12 protein-coding genes and 1 riboswitch are annotated in these 16,335 nt (G+C 65.8%); of the genes, 6 read left to right on the forward strand and 6 right to left on the reverse strand.

Going from position 1 to position 16,335, the window contains the following annotated elements; genetic code table 11:
* Position 1: 1 nt before the first annotated feature.
* Together cobO and cobA are read right to left on the reverse strand one after the other, a co-directional pair.
* On the reverse strand, positions 2–604 hold the full coding sequence (gene cobO, locus ACIPHM_RS07530) for a cob(I)yrinic acid a,c-diamide adenosyltransferase (RefSeq protein ID WP_400326265.1): 603 nt from the start codon (positions 602–604) through the stop codon (positions 2–4).
* Between the two features lie 7 nt (positions 605–611).
* A complete protein-coding gene (gene cobA, locus ACIPHM_RS07535; RefSeq protein ID WP_400326268.1) occupies positions 612–1,766 on the reverse strand; it encodes a uroporphyrinogen-III C-methyltransferase in 1,155 nt (384 codons plus the stop codon).
* Between the two features lie 241 nt (positions 1,767–2,007).
* Positions 2,008–2,297: riboswitch (cobalamin riboswitch) on the forward strand.
* A 168-nt stretch (positions 2,298–2,465) separates the two neighbouring features.
* Here cobA and cobW point away from each other — a divergent pair.
* The 5 genes from cobW (at position 2,466) to ACIPHM_RS07560 (ending at position 10,397) form a co-directional block, all read left to right on the forward strand.
* The gene (gene cobW / locus ACIPHM_RS07540; protein WP_400326271.1) at positions 2,466–3,563 is read left to right on the forward strand and encodes a cobalamin biosynthesis protein CobW; all 1,098 of its coding nucleotides are present in this window, start codon (positions 2,466–2,468) and stop codon (positions 3,561–3,563) included.
* A gap of 19 nt (positions 3,564–3,582) precedes the next feature.
* Positions 3,583–7,389 (forward strand): cobaltochelatase subunit CobN, encoded by a 3,807-nt coding sequence (gene cobN / locus ACIPHM_RS07545; RefSeq protein ID WP_400326274.1) that lies wholly within the window; start codon positions 3,583–3,585, stop codon positions 7,387–7,389.
* A 14-nt stretch (positions 7,390–7,403) separates the two neighbouring features.
* Complete coding sequence (locus tag ACIPHM_RS07550) at positions 7,404–8,495, forward strand: ATP-binding protein (RefSeq protein WP_400326578.1); 1,092 nt, start codon at positions 7,404–7,406, stop codon at positions 8,493–8,495.
* Positions 8,496–8,542: 47 nt separating this feature from the next.
* Complete coding sequence (locus ACIPHM_RS07555; RefSeq protein WP_400326277.1) at positions 8,543–9,181, forward strand: VWA domain-containing protein; 639 nt, start codon at positions 8,543–8,545, stop codon at positions 9,179–9,181.
* A gap of 157 nt (positions 9,182–9,338) precedes the next feature.
* The gene (locus ACIPHM_RS07560; RefSeq protein WP_400326280.1) at positions 9,339–10,397 is read left to right on the forward strand and encodes a HoxN/HupN/NixA family nickel/cobalt transporter; all 1,059 of its coding nucleotides are present in this window, start codon (positions 9,339–9,341) and stop codon (positions 10,395–10,397) included.
* A 45-nt stretch (positions 10,398–10,442) separates the two neighbouring features.
* Here ACIPHM_RS07560 and cobJ read toward each other — a convergent pair whose 3' ends face one another.
* Genes cobJ through cobG form a run of 4 tightly spaced genes read right to left on the reverse strand, consistent with a single transcriptional unit; the run spans position 10,443 to position 14,888 of the window.
* Positions 10,443–12,179 carry a precorrin-3B C(17)-methyltransferase gene (gene cobJ, locus ACIPHM_RS07565; RefSeq protein WP_400326283.1) on the reverse strand — a complete coding sequence of 579 codons (1,737 nt, stop codon included), beginning with the start codon at positions 12,177–12,179 and terminating at the stop codon, positions 10,443–10,445.
* Positions 12,176–12,907, reverse strand: coding sequence for a precorrin-2 C(20)-methyltransferase (locus ACIPHM_RS07570; protein ID WP_400326285.1), 732 nt, complete (start codon positions 12,905–12,907; stop codon positions 12,176–12,178). The genes cobJ and ACIPHM_RS07570 overlap by 4 nt, the downstream gene beginning before the upstream one ends.
* Positions 12,904–13,533: a precorrin-8X methylmutase gene (locus tag ACIPHM_RS07575; protein WP_400326288.1), complete on the reverse strand. Its 630-nt coding sequence runs from the start codon at positions 13,531–13,533 to the stop codon at positions 12,904–12,906. Before ACIPHM_RS07575 ends, ACIPHM_RS07570 begins: the two co-directional genes overlap by 4 nt.
* Positions 13,530–14,888 carry a precorrin-3B synthase gene (gene cobG / locus ACIPHM_RS07580; protein ID WP_400326291.1) on the reverse strand — a complete coding sequence of 453 codons (1,359 nt, stop codon included), beginning with the start codon at positions 14,886–14,888 and terminating at the stop codon, positions 13,530–13,532. The genes ACIPHM_RS07575 and cobG overlap by 4 nt, the downstream gene beginning before the upstream one ends.
* Before the next feature lie 203 nt (positions 14,889–15,091).
* Here cobG and cbiE point away from each other — a divergent pair, with 203 nt between their 5' ends.
* A complete protein-coding gene (gene cbiE / locus ACIPHM_RS07585) occupies positions 15,092–16,333 on the forward strand; it encodes a precorrin-6y C5,15-methyltransferase (decarboxylating) subunit CbiE (RefSeq protein ID WP_400326294.1) in 1,242 nt (413 codons plus the stop codon).
* The last annotated feature ends 2 nt before the right edge of the window (positions 16,334–16,335 follow it).

The following is a 16,335-nucleotide window of genomic DNA, read 5'->3' on the forward strand; positions in this document are numbered from 1 at the left end:
TTCAGAATTCCACGCCTTGTTGCGCCTTGACACCTTGCTCGCGATACGGATGCTTGACCAGTCGCATTTCCGTGACGAGATCGGCCGCTTCGATCAGCGCGTCGGGGGCATGACGTCCCGTGACGACGACGTGCTGCATCGGGCCACGTGCGGTGAGCACGCCAAGCACTTCGTCGAGCGGCAGATATTCGTACTTCAGAACGGTGTTCAGCTCGTCGAGGATCACCATCCGGTAGTTGCCGCTTTCGATCATGCCGACCGCGGTCTGCCAGCCTTTGCGCGCGGTCGCGATATCGGCGTCGCGGTTTTGGGTGTTCCAGGTGTAGCCGTCACCCATGGTGACGAAATCGCATTGCGCATGGCTGCCGAGGAAGTCGCGCTCGGACGTATGCAGCGCGCCCTTGATGAACTGCACGACGCCAATGCGCTGGTCGTGGCCGAGCATGCGCACGGCCATGCCGAAGGCCGCCGTGCTCTTGCCTTTACCGTTCCCGGTGTGCACGATCAGCAGGCCTTTTTCCGTCGTCGCGGCCGCTTGCTTCTTTTCGTGGCCTTCGCGACGTCGCTGGGTCATGCGCTGGTGGGATGCGTTATCGGTTTTCATCTGTTGTCTACTCCGCGAGTGCGTTATGCGGCATGTCGTGCGGTTCGGCCAGGGTCGCAATGGCGACCGTGATGCCGTCCCGGGCGTATTTTTCCGGGAGCAATTTGCCGCCGGGCGCGGCCAGCAGCGCGCAGGGCTCGCACACGGCGTGCACACCGGTGTGTGCATATACCGTGCTTGAGCGCGGTAGCTCGGGGCGGGTATCGAGATAGGCCTCGATAGCCTCGGGCGAATATCCTGCCAAGGCAATCTTGTGACGCAGGCAGAACGTCGTCAGGGCAGGGTCGGTGCGCTTCCTGTCGAGCGTGGCAATCGTGGCAACCTCGTCCAGCGAACGCGGGCCCAATGCGTCGAGCACGACCGCTTCGATTTGATCGGCAGAGACACCTTCCCGAAAACCGAGGCCGATCGTCAACGTTCTCTCATGCGCGGGCCTCTGCGCGTTGCTCGGTGGCGCCAGCGACACGACATTCCCGATCACGATGATCGAGGGCGAGCCGAGGCCGGCAGCCCGCACTTCGGCGTGCAGGGTATCGAGCGTGGCCAACACCTGCCGTTGCGTTGGCAGCGTGGCCGATTCGATAGCGGCACACGGCGTGTGCGGCGCCATACCGGCACGCAGCAACTGCTCGGTGATATCCACAAGGCGACGAATGCCCATGTAGACGACGATCGTCAGGCCCGTCGCGGCGAGCGCCCGCCAATCCGGTTCGGCGTCTGCGGCGCTGTGACCGGTCACGAAGATCGCGCCCTGTGCCAGCCCCCGGTGCGTGACGGGAATACCGATCGTCGTCGGCGCGGCGATGCCTGCGGTGATGCCGTTGATGACCTCGACCGGGATGCTCGCCGTCTGCAAGGCCAGCAACTCTTCTCCGCCGCGCCCAAAGACAAAGGGATCGCCGCCTTTCAGGCGCGCCACGCTTCGGCCCGCGCGCAGGTGCTCCAGCATCACGGCCACGATGTCGTGCTGCGGTGTGGAGACATGCCCGCCCCGTTTGCCGACATACACGATCTGTGCGTGCGCACCTGCCATCTGAAGAATGTCGGGGTTCACCAGATCGTCGACCAGCACGATGTCGGCGACTGCCAGCGCCCGCATCGCCTTGACGGTAATCAGTTCGGCATCGCCGGGGCCCGCACCGATCAGCCAGGCGCGGCTCATCGGTAGCCTCGCACGTGCGGCGAAGACTTTGAACGGCTGACGGGGAGGGCGGCGACACCTGGCGTGCGACAGGAAGATGCTGCCGGAAGCGGGTCGGGGCGAGGAATCATATTGCGAGACGACGCAGGGGGCAAAGACATGGGCGCTCGAGGCGAGGGCCCATGCAGAACTGTGGTTTTGGCGGCGAGGATACCACAGGCCATTGCCCGTTCGCTGCCTTGACGGGGTCGTATCCGGCACCTACACTCGCGGCTAATCTGGTGCTCGCGCACACGTTCAGGCGTGCGCAGTTAAACGGGAAACAGAGGGAGCGCGCGGGCACGAATCGATCGTGAGCGGCGAGGCTCCTGGCTGTGCTGCCCCCGCAACGGTAAAACGAAGGTGCCGCAGTCATGCGGCGCCGGGCCGACTTCAACCCCGCAAGCGTTTTTGCCGGGCGAGACCACTGCGCTGAAGCCATTGACGGCGGCGTGGGAAGGTGAAGCGGCATTTTCGTCAGCCCGGATACCGGCCGGAGAAGACGATTGGCACTGCGGGTAGGCGGTGCGCAGTCAATACCTCACCTTTGTCGCGTTTCATCCGCTGAACCGGCGGTGTCGCCACCGGCGGCAGCCGTCCCTTGCCGGACATGGCCAGACGCCATGCGCCCGAGGACAGACCCTGCCGGATGAGATGGTCAATCCACGCTCTGCTATTTCCATGTCGACTTCCATGCGCAAGATCCCCGTGACCGTGATTACGGGCTTCCTCGGCAGCGGTAAAACCACGCTGCTGCGTCACATCCTGTCCAACAACAACGGCTTGCGCGTCGCCGTCATCGTGAACGAATTCGGTGAGCTTGGCATCGACGGCGAAATCCTCCGGGGTTGTGGCATCGGATGCGACGAAAACGGTCAGGAGACCGAGGGCCAACTGTACGAACTGGCGAACGGTTGCCTGTGCTGCACGGTGCAGGAGGAGTTCTTCCCCGTGATGGAGGCGCTCGTCGAGCGACGTGACCAGATTGACCATGTGCTGATCGAAACGTCAGGGCTGGCGCTGCCCAAGCCGCTGGTGCAGGCATTCAACTGGCCGTCGATCCGCAATAGCTTCACCGTCGATGCGGTGATTACGGTAGTCGACGGCCCAGCTACGGCGAGCGGTCAGTTTGCCGAAGACCCGGACGCGGTCGACGAGCAACGCAAGGCCGATCCGAATCTCGATCACGAATCGCCGCTGCACGAGTTGTTCGAAGATCAACTGAGCGCGGCGGACCTGGTCGTGCTCAACAAGACCGACTTGCTCGACGAAGCCGCGCAAGTGTCCGTGACAGCGTTGCTTCGCGAGGAACTGCCCGCGCACGTGAAGATCGTGCCGGCGAGCAACGGCAGCCTCGACCTGAGCGTGCTGCTGGGTCTGAACTCGGCCTCCGAGGAAACGATCGACCAGCGCCCCGACCATCATGGCTCGGCGGACGATGCCGATCACCACCACGACGATTTCGACTCGGTCATGGTGTCGGCCTCGGCCTCACCGGCCTCGCGCGACACGCTCGTCGCCGCGTTGCGCCAACTGGTCCAGAACCACACGATCTACCGCGCCAAGGGTTTCGCCACGCTGCCGGGCTCGCCGATGCGCCTCGTCATTCAAGGCGTCGGCCAGCGTTTCGATAGCTACTTCGATCGCCACTGGCGTGAAGGCGAAGCGCGCGGCAGCCGCTTCGTGCTGATCGGCGAAGACCTCGATGCGGACGTGCTCCAGCGCGAATTCGATGCCGCCCTGGGCGCTGCGCAGCGTGCTCCCTTAGCGTCGGTCTGACGCATAGGCGAAGCCTCCAATGCATCTGTTACGCACGGTCCCCGGCGGCTTTGTCGACGACGCCGCCGGCGTGATCCGCATCGACCAGCGTCCGGCCGACATCGTCGTGCTCAGCTCGGCCGACACGACGTTGTCGCTGCTGGCGAGTGTCGTCGAGCGGCTTGGCGACGATTTCCCGAGCTTGCGGCTCGCCAATGTTACCTACCTGCGGCAACCGGCCTCCGTCGATTTCTATATCGACGACGTGCTGCAACATGCGCGCGTCGTGGTGGTCGATCATCTGGGCGGGGAAGCGTACTGGCCGTACGGGATCGAGCGCATCGTCGAACTGGCGGAGCGTCGCGGCCAGATGCTCGTGATGTTCTCGGGCGACCTGCAGGAAGACCCGAACCTGACGGCGCTGAGCACCGCCAGCCCGGCGTTCTGCACACGCCTGTGGCGTTATCTGCGCCAGGGCGGCCCGGTCAACGCCGAAGCCTTCTTGCGAGCCATCGCCTGGCAGGCACTCGGTTGGGGAGACGAACCGCCGCTGCCGGTGCCCGTGCCGAATGCCACGCTTTACCATCCGAAAACCCATAGCGCGACGATTGCCGACTGGCAGGCCTGCTGGCACGCCGGTGCGCCTGTCGTCGCCATCCTTTTCTATCGCGCGCATCTGCAAGCGGCCAATACCGTGGTGTTCGATGCGCTGATCGATGCGCTGACGGCTCGCGGCCTGAATCCGCTGCCGATTGCCATCACGTCGCTCAAGGACGCGTTGAGCCTCGATGTGGTGCACCGGCTGTGCGAGGCGCATGACGTCGGGCTGGTGCTCAACACCACGGCTTTCTCGACGTCAACGCCGGAAGACCCGAAGCAGTCGCAGGTGTTCGGCAGCGATGCGCCCGTGTTGCAGGTCATTCTCAGTGGCGGCAATCGCGACGATTGGGTCAAGGACAACCAGGGCCTCAATTCACGCGATATCGCAATGCATGTGGCGTTACCCGAAGTGGACGGCCGCATCATTACGCGCGCGATCAGCTTCAAGGGACTGGACTACCGCTGCAAGCACACAGAAGTCGACGTCGTGCGCTATCAGCCGGACAGGGAGCGCGTCGACTTCGTCGCCGAACTCAGCCGTCGCTGGTGCCGCCTGCGCACGCAACCGAACGCGCAGAAGCGGCTCGCGCTCGTGCTGGCCAACTATCCCGCGAGCGAGGGGCGCATCGGCAATGGCGTCGGACTCGATACGCCGGCGTCGGTCGTCGAGATCCTGACGATGCTGCGCGACGAGGGATATCGCGTTGACGCATTGCCGGAGGGCGGCGATGCGCTGATGGCGCGCCTGACGCGCGGTGTGACGAACGATCCCGAGACGCGCGACCTGCGCCCGGCGTTCCAGAGCTACGCGCTTGACGATTATCTGGCCGAGTTCGCGAAACTGCCGGCGGACGTGCGCGATGCGCTGAACGAGCGCTGGGGGACGGCTGAGAGCGACCCGACCGTTCGGCAGGGACGCTTCACGATCGCCGGCTGGCGATGCGGCAACGTGTTCGTCGGCATCCAGCCGTCCCGCTCGCGTGTGGAAGGCGATTACGCCAGCTATCACGACGCCGAACTGGTGCCGCCGCACGCCTATCTCGCGTTCTACTTCTGGCTGCGTCATACGTTCGGCGTCGACGCTGTCGTACACGTCGGCAAGCACGGCAGTCTCGAATGGCTGCCGGGCAAGAGTGTGGCGCTGGCCGGCAGTTGCTGGCCCGATCTGACGCTTGGCCCGACCCCGCACCTCTATCCCTTCATCGTCAACGATCCCGGCGAGGGCAGTCAGGCCAAGCGGCGTGCGCAGGCCGTCATCATCGATCACCTGATGCCGCCGCTCACCCGCGCGGAGTCTTACGGCCCGTTGCAGGATCTGGAGCGGCAGGTCGACGAGTATTACGAAGCGCTGATGGTCGACGCGCGCCGCGCGAAGCTGTTGCGCAGCACGATTCTCGAGACCATCGTGCGCCATCGTTTGCATGAAGAGCTGAGTCTGGCGGTGCCCGACGATGCGGATGCCGAAGACGAATTGCTCACGCGCGTGGACACGTGGCTGTGCGAGCTGAAGGAGACGCAGATTCGCGACGGTCTGCACGTCTTCGGGCGTTCGCCGGCGGGACGCGAGCGTCGCGACACGCTGCTCGCGCTGATGCGTTTTCCGGTCGGCAGCGGTCAGGGCCGCGACGCGAGCCTGATCGACGCGCTGGCCCGGGATTTACAGATCGCCGATCAATTCGATCCGCTGAAGGCCGAATGGTCGACGCCGTGGCAAGGACCGCGTCCGCAACGGCTGGCGCAGGTCAGCGATGCGCCGTGGCGTCACCAGGGCGATACGCGCGAGCGGCTCGAACTGCTGGCGGCGAGTTTGCTCGAGACGCTCGGCAACGCAGACGACCCCGCGATGGATCGGCAAACGCAGGACCTGCCCGAGACGCGCGTCGTGCTTGCACGCGCGCGTGAAGATGTCCTGCCGAGTCTGGACGCCTGCGGCAGCGAAGAGCTGCGACATCTCAAACGTGGCCTCGAAGGCCGGTTCGTGCCGCCGGGACCGAGCGGGGCGCCATCGCGCGGCCGGCCCGACGTGCTGCCCACGGGACGCAACTTCTACTCCGTCGATACGCGCGCGATTCCCACCCAGACGGCGTGGGCACTTGGCGTGAAGTCGGCGCGTCAGTTGATCGAGCGTCACCTGCAGGAGCACGGCGATTATCCCCGCGCCATCGGCCTGTCGGTCTGGGGAACGGCCACGATGCGCACCGGGGGCGACGACATCGCCCAGGCATTTGCGCTGCTGGGTGTGCGGCCGAAGTGGGCCGCGGGCAGTCATCGCGTGACGGACTTCGAGATCCTGCCGCCGGGCGGACTGGAGCGGCCGCGTATCGACGTGACGCTGCGCGTTTCCGGTTTCTTCCGCGATGCGTTTCCGAACGTCATGCATCTGTTCGACGCGGCGGTGCAGGCGGTGGCCGAACTCGCCGACGAGCCCGAAGAGATCAATCCGATCCGCGCTCGCGTGCTGCGCGAACGCGATGCATGGATCGCACGCGGGCTCGATCCTGCCGACGCACGCAAGCGTGCGGGCTGGCGCGTGTTCAGCTCGCGGCCCGGCACGTATGGCGCAGGCTTGCAGCAAATGATCGATAACGGGCTGTGGCAGACCGACGAGGATCTGGCGCTGGCCTATCGGGAATCCGGCGGCTATGCCTATGCGCAGGGCGGTTCCGGCGAGCAGGCGCATGGGGCGTTCGCGACGCGTCTGGCCAGCATCGACGTTGTCTTGCAGAACCAGGACAATCGCGAGCACGATGTGCTCGACTCGAACGATTACTACCAGTTCCAGGGCGGCATGACCGCCGCCGTGCGGCATTTTTCGGGGCGGCAGCCCGAGATTTATCACGCGGATCACAGCCGTCCCGATGCCCCGCGCATTCGTCCGCTGAGCGAGGAAATCGCCCGGGTGATCCGCTCGCGCGTCGTCAATCCAAAATGGCTCGACGGCGTAAAGCGGCACGGGTACAAAGGCGCGGCCGAAATCGCGGCAACGGTCGATTACCTGTTTGGCTATGACGCGACCGCGCGTGTGATTTCGGACCATCAGTACGGGCTCGTGACCGATGCCTGCCTGAACGATGCGAACACCCGCGAATTCATGCAGCAACACAATCCGCATGCGCTGCGGGCCGTCTGCGAGCGCTTGCTCGAAGCGATCGGCCGTGGCCTGTGGCAGACGCCCGGCGCGTATCGCGAGCAAATCGAGGCGCATCTGCTCGCGGCCGGACAGGAAGTCGAACGGAGATCGTCGTGACCCGGAAGATCGATATGGAATCCATTGCGCTGCCCCCGCCGTTTCCATTGACGGCACTGATCGGTCAGGCGTCGTTGTGCGAAGCCTTGCTGCTGGTCGCGGTTGATCCGTCGATTGGCGGCGTGCTGATCTGTGGCCCGCGCGGCACCGCCAAATCGACGGCGGCGCGCTCGCTTGCCGATTTGTTGCCAGCTTCGGCCGAAGCGCCCGAAGCCACCAGCGTCCATTTCGTGACCCTGCCACTCGGTGCCAGCGAAGCGCGCCTGATCGGCACGCTCGATATCGACGAGGCATTGCGTGGCGGTGGCGTGAAGTTCTCGCCGGGCCTGCTCGCGCGTGCGCACCACGGCGTGTTGTACGTCGACGAGGTGAATCTGCTCGCCGATGCCCTCGTCGATGTGGTGCTGGATGTGGCGGCAAGCGGCGTCAATATCGTTGAGCGCGACGGCGTCTCGCATCGTCATGCTGCGCGTTTCACGCTTATCGGCACGATGAATCCCGAAGAGGGTGAGTTGCGTCCCCAGTTGCTGGATCGCTTCGGGCTGATGGTGGCGCTCGAAAACTGCTTCGATCCGCAGGTGCGCCAGCAGATCGTCAAGACACGGCTGGACTTCGATCTCGATCCGGTCGCGTTCCACGCGCGCCATGCGAGCGCGCAGCAGCAACTGCGCCAGCGCATTCTCGACGCGCGCGCCGCACTCGCTTCCGTGGAGATCGGCGATGACGTTCACGACGCCGTGAGCACGCTGTGCATCGCAGCACAGGTGGACGGCATGCGCGCGGATCTCATCATGCTGCGTGCGGCGCGGGCGCTGGCGGCGCTCGAAGCGTCGGCGACGGTGACGCGCACGCATGTCGAGCGCGTGGCTGAGGCCGTGCTGCGGCATCGGCGGCATGCGCCACCGTCCGAGGCGAACCCGTCACGAGACGCGGGCGGCGCCGGCGGCACCGCACACGATGCACATGGGGCAGGCGATGCAGGTCAGGCCCCCGAGGCCGCGAACACGTCTGCGCAAGAGGCCCCGGATTGGGGCTATCTGCCGCCCGAGCCCGTCGGCACGACACGCGTCAAGGACGTGGTGCCGCTTTCGGCAAAAAAACGCTGAGCCATCGGGATGACGCCACCACCGGAGCACCCGGCGGTTCCCGATGGTTGGACGGGGCGAGAGGTCGCAAGCGGCGAGGCGAGACGTCTGGAGTCGGGCCGCACATTGCCTGGGGACCCACGTTGGCGTGCAAAGGCGCACGCCGTCTGGACAAAACGCACCTGCGCTTTGTCGGGCACGAGGCGGCGAGCAGTGTGCTGCATTGCTTCGTGCTCGACGGGTCAGCGTCGATGCTCGCGAGTCTTGCGCAGGCGAAAGGGTGGCTGCTCGATAGCTTCAACCGGCTGGCGCGAGAGCGCTCCGACGTCGCGCTGATTCGCTTCGGCGGCGATCGTGCCGAGGTGCTGTTCGGGCCGGCTGTGCCGCGCTGGTGGAACGAGCGCTGGATCGAGCCCATTGGCGGTGGCGGCGGCACGCCTTTGCCGGCCGGTGTGGCCGCCGCGACGCGTCTGCTCGATCAGGCCCGACGACGTCACGCGTCGCAAGTGCGTGTGTTGTGGGTGCTGACCGACGGCCGTCTGCACGATATTCCGTCGAGACCATCCGCAGCAGACCGAGTGGTAGTGGTCGATTGCGAGCGGGGACGAATCACGCTCGGCGGCAGCGAACGACTCGCGCTCGCATGGGGCGCCGAATGCGTGCATCTGGACGAGATCGCCCGGTATGAATTGGGGACGGAACAATGACGGGACGAAACAACAGGCGAGGGTGCCGGGCCGTCCGGAAATTGACGTCGATCGGCGCTGACGACTAACCTTTTGTGCTGATGGTTCCTCGTGGCGCAAGCAACTCGCACGCGGGTTGCCCGTTGCAAGGACAGCCTTGACCTCAGGATAAATCTGCATGTCCACTTTCGTTCAAACCGCATCGCCCTCGGGTCGGTTGCGTCGCCGTGTCGGCGGCATGTATGCCTTGCTCACGGCTTTCAATGTCGGCGCCTGGATCTGGACCTACATCGCATTTGCCGGCGATCCCCTGTTGCTGAGCACCGGCGTGCTCGCCTGGGGTTTCGGCCTGCGGCACGCGGTGGACGCCGATCATATCGCCGCCATCGATAACGTGACCCGCAAGCTCATGCAGGACGGGCAGCGCCCGGTTTGCGTCGGTTTCTTCTTCGCGCTGGGCCATTCGGCCGTTGTGTTGCTCGTGGCGGCAGGCGTGGCCGTGGCGGCCGTTGCGCTGCAAAACCGGGTCGAGGCATGGCGTGATGTGGGCGGCATCATTTCCACCAGCATCTCGGCGACTTTCCTGTTCCTGATCGCCGCGATGAACATTTTCATCCTGCGTGGTGTGTGGCGTGCCTTCAACAAGGTGCGTCGCGGTCTGCCCTATAACAACGACGATCTCGACATCCTGCTGAACAACCGTGGCTTCCTGGCTCGCCTGTTCCGCCCGATGTTTCGTCTGGTGTCGCACCCGCTGTGGATGCTGCCGCTGGGCTTCCTGTTCGGTCTCGGCTTCGACACTGCGACAGAGGTGAGTCTGCTTGCGTTGTCCGCGAGTCAGGCGGCGCACGGCGTGTCGATCGGCGTGGTGCTGGTGTTCCCCGCACTCTTTGCAGCAGGCATGACGCTTGTCGACACCACCGACGGCATTCTGATGCTGGGCGCCTACGAGTGGGCCTTTGTGCGTCCGATTCGCAAGCTCTATTACAACCTGACGATCACGCTGGTGTCGGTGGTCGTTGCGATGTTGATCGGTGGTATCGAGACGCTCGGCATGTTCCAGAACAAGTACGCGCTGACGGGCGGGTTTTGGGACGTGATCGGCGAACTCAACGAGAACTTCAACAATCTCGGTTTCGTCATCATCGGCGTGTTCATCCTGTCGTGGCTCGTGTCGTTCGTCATCTATCGGGCGAAGGGGTACGACGAACTCGGTGTGGCCGAATCGGCGTCGTGATCCGCCTACGCCGCCTACGCCGCCTACCCCTTCAGATCCATAGCCTCAACGCTTGCCGGGCTCGCCGTACCAGCGGGGCGTGTAAATCCACTCCCCGTGCGGGCCGCCATCGACACCGCGTGTGGTCGACGAGCCGATGATGACCATCGTGCGCATGTCGACCTGTTCTGGGCGCAACTCGCCCAGCGTCGTGTTGATGAGGGTTGCGCCGGGGCGTCCGATGTCGCGCCCGAGTACCACGCGAGTGTCCGGTGTGCGCCATTGGCGCACGATGTCGAGCGCCTCGCCCAACTGCCACGGCCGGGCACGGGAGATCGGATTGTAGAAAGCCATGACGAGATCCGCCTGGGCGGCATGCTGCAACCGCTCGCAGATGATGCGCCATGGTTTCAGGTTGTCCGAGAGCGATAACAGGCAGAAATCGTGACCGAGCGGCGCACCGGCTTGCGCGGCCGTCGCCATGGCCGCGGAGATACCCGGCACGATGCGCAGATCGACCCGTCTCCAGGCGGGATCGGTGCTGATGTCCAGCGCTTCGAGTACGGCCGCTGCCATCGCAAACACCCCTGGGTCCCCCGACGACACGACCACGACGTGCCTGCCTTCGCTGGCGAGTTCGAAGGCGTGACGCGCGCGCAGCAATTCCTCGCGGTTGTCCGTGGCGTGCACCCGCTGCGTGTCGCGAAACGGGCCCGCCATCTTCACGTAGGTGGCATAGCCGAGAATGTCGGTCGCCGCGGCGAGGGCGGCGCTCGCTTCCGGCACCCGCAGCCCGACATCGCCGGGACCGAGGCCGATGACTGTCAGCGTGCCGCGCGCCCGGCCAACCCGGGACGGATCGATCGGCGCAGGTGCCCGCACGAGCCGAATTTGATTGGCGTCACGCCGAATGTCGAGATCCGGGCCGAGCGTCGTCGTCAGCCAACGCTCTCCGTCCTCCCCCTCCAGCGCTGCTGCCGCAGCAAAACGTAACGGCACGCCCAGTTCGTCCGCGACGGCCTTCGTCTGCGGATTTCCCATCAGCGAATCGGGCGCGACGACGGCGGCCAGCGCGTGCGGTGACAGTGCCTGTGCCGACAGTGCTTCGCGCACCTGTTGCGCGCCGATGGCCTGTGTCTCGGGAACGATGGCGAGCACACTGCGAGGGTGAATCACCAACGCGTCGCGATTGTGGTTCGAGACGAAGGGGGTGACGCGAATCGTCAAGGCCGCCGTTTCGGCGCGGGGCAAGGCGGTGTCGTCAAGCCAGGGGGCGTTGCCGTCGATGCGCACGGTTTCGCCGGACAGCAGGTCGGAGACGAAATGCTTGCTCTGCTCAAGGTCGGCGAGCACGTAGCCCTCGGGCGGGTTCAGCACGCAGGTGCCGAAGCGCAGTTCGCCGCTTGTCGTGATGGCCGGGGCGATGCCCAGCGTCTGCGCCAGGTCACGCGCCAGCACGTTGACGCCGGCGAGTCCGCCCAGCAGCGGGACCACTGCACTGCCGTCTTCCGCCACCGCCAGCACGGGAGGCTCCGTTCCTTTGTTGCTCAGCATCGGGGCGATGCAGCGGATGACGATCCCCGCCGCACACAGCGCGATGAGCGGGGTACCGCGCGCATAGAGCGCCTGGAGATGCTCGCCGAGCTGTGTAAAGCGCACGTCGGCTTCGTCGCCCACGCGGCTCTCCAGCCCGTGCAGGGTGGCGTTCGGCAAACTTGCCTGAAGACGTCGCGCCGTAGGGAGGGCGCTGCGGCCCAGCACAACGATCGCAGGCGCTGCCGAGGTTGGCAACGGGGTGTTCATCCCAGCCATTTCTGCCCCGGCACGACGAGAAGCGAGAAATACGGCGAAGCGCTCGGATCGACTTGCGCGAGCGGCACGATGCGCTGATTCGGCATGGTCGCTCGTTCGACGTATAGCGCCCGGCTGGCCAGACCCAGGTCGTCGAGCACACGACGCACCTTCTCGAAGTTGCGGCCGAGCTTCATGATCACGGCCGCATCGGTGTCGGCCAGCTTGCGGCGCAGTTCCTCCTCGGGCATCACGCCCGAGAGGATCGACAGGCTCTGGTTGCGATACACGAGCGGGGTGCCAAGCACGGCCGCGCCGCCAAGCATCGAGCAGACGCCGGGCACGACCTCGACGGCAAAGTGCTCGGCGAGCCGGTCGTGAAGATACATGTACGAGCCATAGAAAAACGGATCGCCCTCGCAAACGACGGCAACGTCGCGGCCCGCACGCAGGTGTTCGCCGACCAGTGCGGCGGCCGTGTCGTAGAAGTCTGCGATCACGGCCTCGTACGACAGCGGTGGCGCGAGCGCTTCGGTCGTCACGGGGTAGACGAGCGGCATGCGGGTCTGCGAATCCAGCAAATGCCCTTCGATGATGCCGAAGGCATTGCCCTTCTTTCCCTTGGCCACGAAATACGCGACGACGGGGGCGGCCTGCAGCAGGCGCAGCGCCTTGAGCGTGAGCAGCTCAGGGTCTCCGGGACCCACGCCGATACCGTAGAGTTTTCCGGGTGTCGTCATGATTCGATTTCCGATGCCAAAGCGTTGATGGCGGCGGCGGCCATGGCACTTCCGCCGCGGCGTCCGGACACGGTCACGTAGGGCACGCCGCGGCTGTCGGCGGCCAGCATGGCTTTCGATTCGGCGGCACCGACGAAACCCACGGCAAACCCGAGGATCAGCGCGGGACGCGGCGCACCCCGATCGAGCATGTCGAGCAGATGGAAGAGGGCGGTCGGCGCGTTGCCGATAGCGACCACGCTGCCTGCCAACTGCGGACGCCACAACTCGAGTGCGGCGGCCGAACGGGTGTTGCCCATCGTGCGGGCGAGATCCGGCACGCCGGGGTCGGTGAGCGTGCATACCACGGGGTTCGACGCGGGCAGGCGCGAACGGGTCACGCCGTACGCGACCATGTTCGCGTCGCACAGGATCGGTGCGCCACCGAGCAGTGCGTTGCGCCCGGCGGTGCCGGCGCCTTCCGAAAACTGCAAATCGTCGACGATATCGACCATGCCGCAGGCATGAATCACACGCACGGCGAGCTTTTCGAGGTCGGCAGGGATGCGCGAGAGGTTGGCTTCGGCACGGATCGTCGCGAACGATTCGCGGTAGATGGCTTGTCCGTCGCGGACATAATCAATCATGGCAGGGTGTTCCGGTCTTGCTGGTTGAGTCGAAGCGCGATGTCTTCGATGGTCATTTGGGTGGCGAGGCGTTTGCCGAAGCGGGTGGCGTCGTCCGGACGATGGCCGAGTCCTGCGCGACCGGGCGTGCGGCGGTACAGGTCATATCGCGCCGGGCCGACGGCGAGCAGTGTCCAGGGTGCACGGTGCGCCGCCGCGCATGAGCGCAAGCATCCGCTCAGGTGGACTTCCAGGCCGGTGTGCAGGCGTGCCGCGAGCTCACGGGCATCGCCCTTCGTATCGGCCGCCCCTTTGGCGCATCCCGTCGAACCGGTACAGGCGATCAACCGGCCCAGCGGGGCCTGAGCGTCGCGAATCATGCCGAGACGATCGAGTTCTCGTTCTACGTGCGGCACGTTGCGTTCGTGTACGTCGGGAATCAGCACGCCTTGCCATGGCGTGAGGCGAAAACTGCCGCCTGCGTATGAGAGCGAGAGCTGCGCGATGGCGCGCAAGGTGGGGGCGTCGATGCGGCCCAGCGGCGCCTGAGCGCCCACGTACCACATGCCGGCATCGCCGGTGCCACGTTGGGGCCACGCGCCGAACCTGCGCAGCGGGGTTGCCGCAGCGCGTTGCCACGCACGCACGGCGGCGTTGCGTTGCAATGTCACACCGGCGGTCGCGGCCGCGCGATCGGCAATGTCGTCGGCGGATTGCACCTGGAGGAGGTCGCGCATGCGCCGGTGATCGGCGGCCGCGAGATCGATGAAGGTGTGCAGTAACGCTTGCACCACCGCGGGGACATCGCTTGACCGCACGGCAGCGAGTGCGCCGCCGGGTGTCGTGGTGGGTTGTCCCGCAAATCCGAACACGAACATCGGCTCGACGTTCGTTGCCGCAGGCATCGGCGAGAGCCAGAGATCGTGTGGATGATCGAGGGCGGCAAGGCTTTCCCCGCCGTCGAGCAGAATCGAGAACTTGGGCGACAGCGCGGCGAAACGCGGCTCATTTTCCAGACGGGCGAGGATTTGCGCGGCCAACGGCGTCGTATCGCACAGGGCGTCGACATCGAGGCCCGCGGCGGCGCTGAGCATCAGGTTGCGCACGTCGTCGGCAACGGCCGTCTGGCGCGCCAACTGGCGCTCGTTCCCGAATGCCGACACGTGCGGGCCGAGACCGGCCGCGATCAACGACTCGCTCACACGCGGCTCGGCGCCCGGTTTCACACCGCGCAACTGCAGATTGGCCCGGTTGGTCAGTTCGATGACGCCGGCAGCGAGGGCCTCGGAGGTATCGGCAATGACGACGGCTTGCGCTGCGGTGAGTCTTCCACCGGGTAGCTTGACGCGGCATAACCCGCCATCGCGGCTAACCACGATGCGTGACAGTGCCGGGCAGGCCGATGGCCGCAGGGAAAGGGACGGTGCGTTACCCAACGTTCGATGAAATGGCAGGAGCGGCGACAGCGCGTCGGCTGTCTGAGCAGGTCGTCGCCCCGAGGGGGCGCTGGCAAAGCGGTATTATGCCTGCTCTGCGATTTTTGGCCGCGATTTTGCGCTGCCCGAACAAGGGATTGAGAATGACGACCGGCGATGCAACGACGCCTTGGCTAACGGTGATTGGCATTGGGGAGGACGGGTTTGCCGGCCTCGGGCGGAACGCCAGGCGGGCACTGCTCGACGCGGCCATCGTGACTGGCGCACCCCGGCATTTGTCGATGTTGCCCACACGAATCCGCGCCCGGCGCGAACCGTGGCCCCGGCCGTTCGACGTCGATCATCTGCAAGCGTGGCGCGGCACGCCGGTGTGCGTGCTGGCCAGCGCAGACCCGATGCTGTTCGGCGTCGGTGCAACGCTGGCCCGGCGGATACCGCCGAATGAAATGCATGTGATCAGCGCGCCGTCCTCGCTATCGATGGCCGCCGCCCGGCTCGGCTGGCCGCTGCAGGAGGTTCAGACGATCTCGCTGGTGGGCCGCCCGCTCGCGGCGCTGAACCTTCATCTGCGCGACAGCGCGCGGCTGCTGGTGCTGAGCAGTGACGGCGCATCGCCCGCAGAGGTCGCCGCTGTGCTGCGCGCCAATGGTTTCGGCGCCACGCGCATGAGTGTCTTCGAGTCTCTCGGCGGCCCGCGTGAGCACCGCATCGATGGCGATGCCGACAATTGGGGCAGCCGCCAGGTTGAGGCGCTCAACATTATTGCGCTCTCGTGCTGCGCCAGTTCGGGGCAGTCTTTGCCCTTGACCGTGGGCTTGCCCGACGAGGCGTTTCTCAACGACGGTCAATTGACCAAGCGCGACGTGCGCTCGATCACGTTGTCGCGCCTAGCGCCGTTTCCCGGCGCGCTGCTCTGGGACGTGGGTGCCGGATGCGGATCGATCGGCATCGAGTGGATGCGCTCGCATCCGACCTGCCGGGCCATTGCGATTGAGTCGTCGCCCGCGCGTCAGGCATTCATTGCGCATAACCGCGATGCGCTGGGCGTCCCCGGGCTGGAACTCGTGGCGGGCAGGGCGCCCGATGCCTTGCAGGGGCTGGCGGTGCCGGACGCGATCTTCATCGGTGGCGGCGTGACGATACCGGGCGTTCTCGACGCGTGCTGGTCGCAGTTGCGCGCCGGCGGACGCCTCGTCGCCAACGCCGTGACCTTGCAGGGCGAGACGACGTTGATGGCGTGGCGCGAGCGTCACGGCGGTACGCTCACGCGCCTGGCGCTCAGCGAAGTTCAGCCGCTGGGTGGTTTCGATACGTGGCGTCCCGCGCTGCCGATCACGTTGCTGGAGGTGATGAAGCCCGAGGCAGCGTTCGCTGTCGAGGCGTGACG

Origin of the sequence: Pandoraea sp. NPDC087047 (assembly GCF_044745225.1) — a bacterium.
In the GTDB taxonomy this organism is placed as follows: domain Bacteria; phylum Pseudomonadota; class Gammaproteobacteria; order Burkholderiales; family Burkholderiaceae; genus Pandoraea.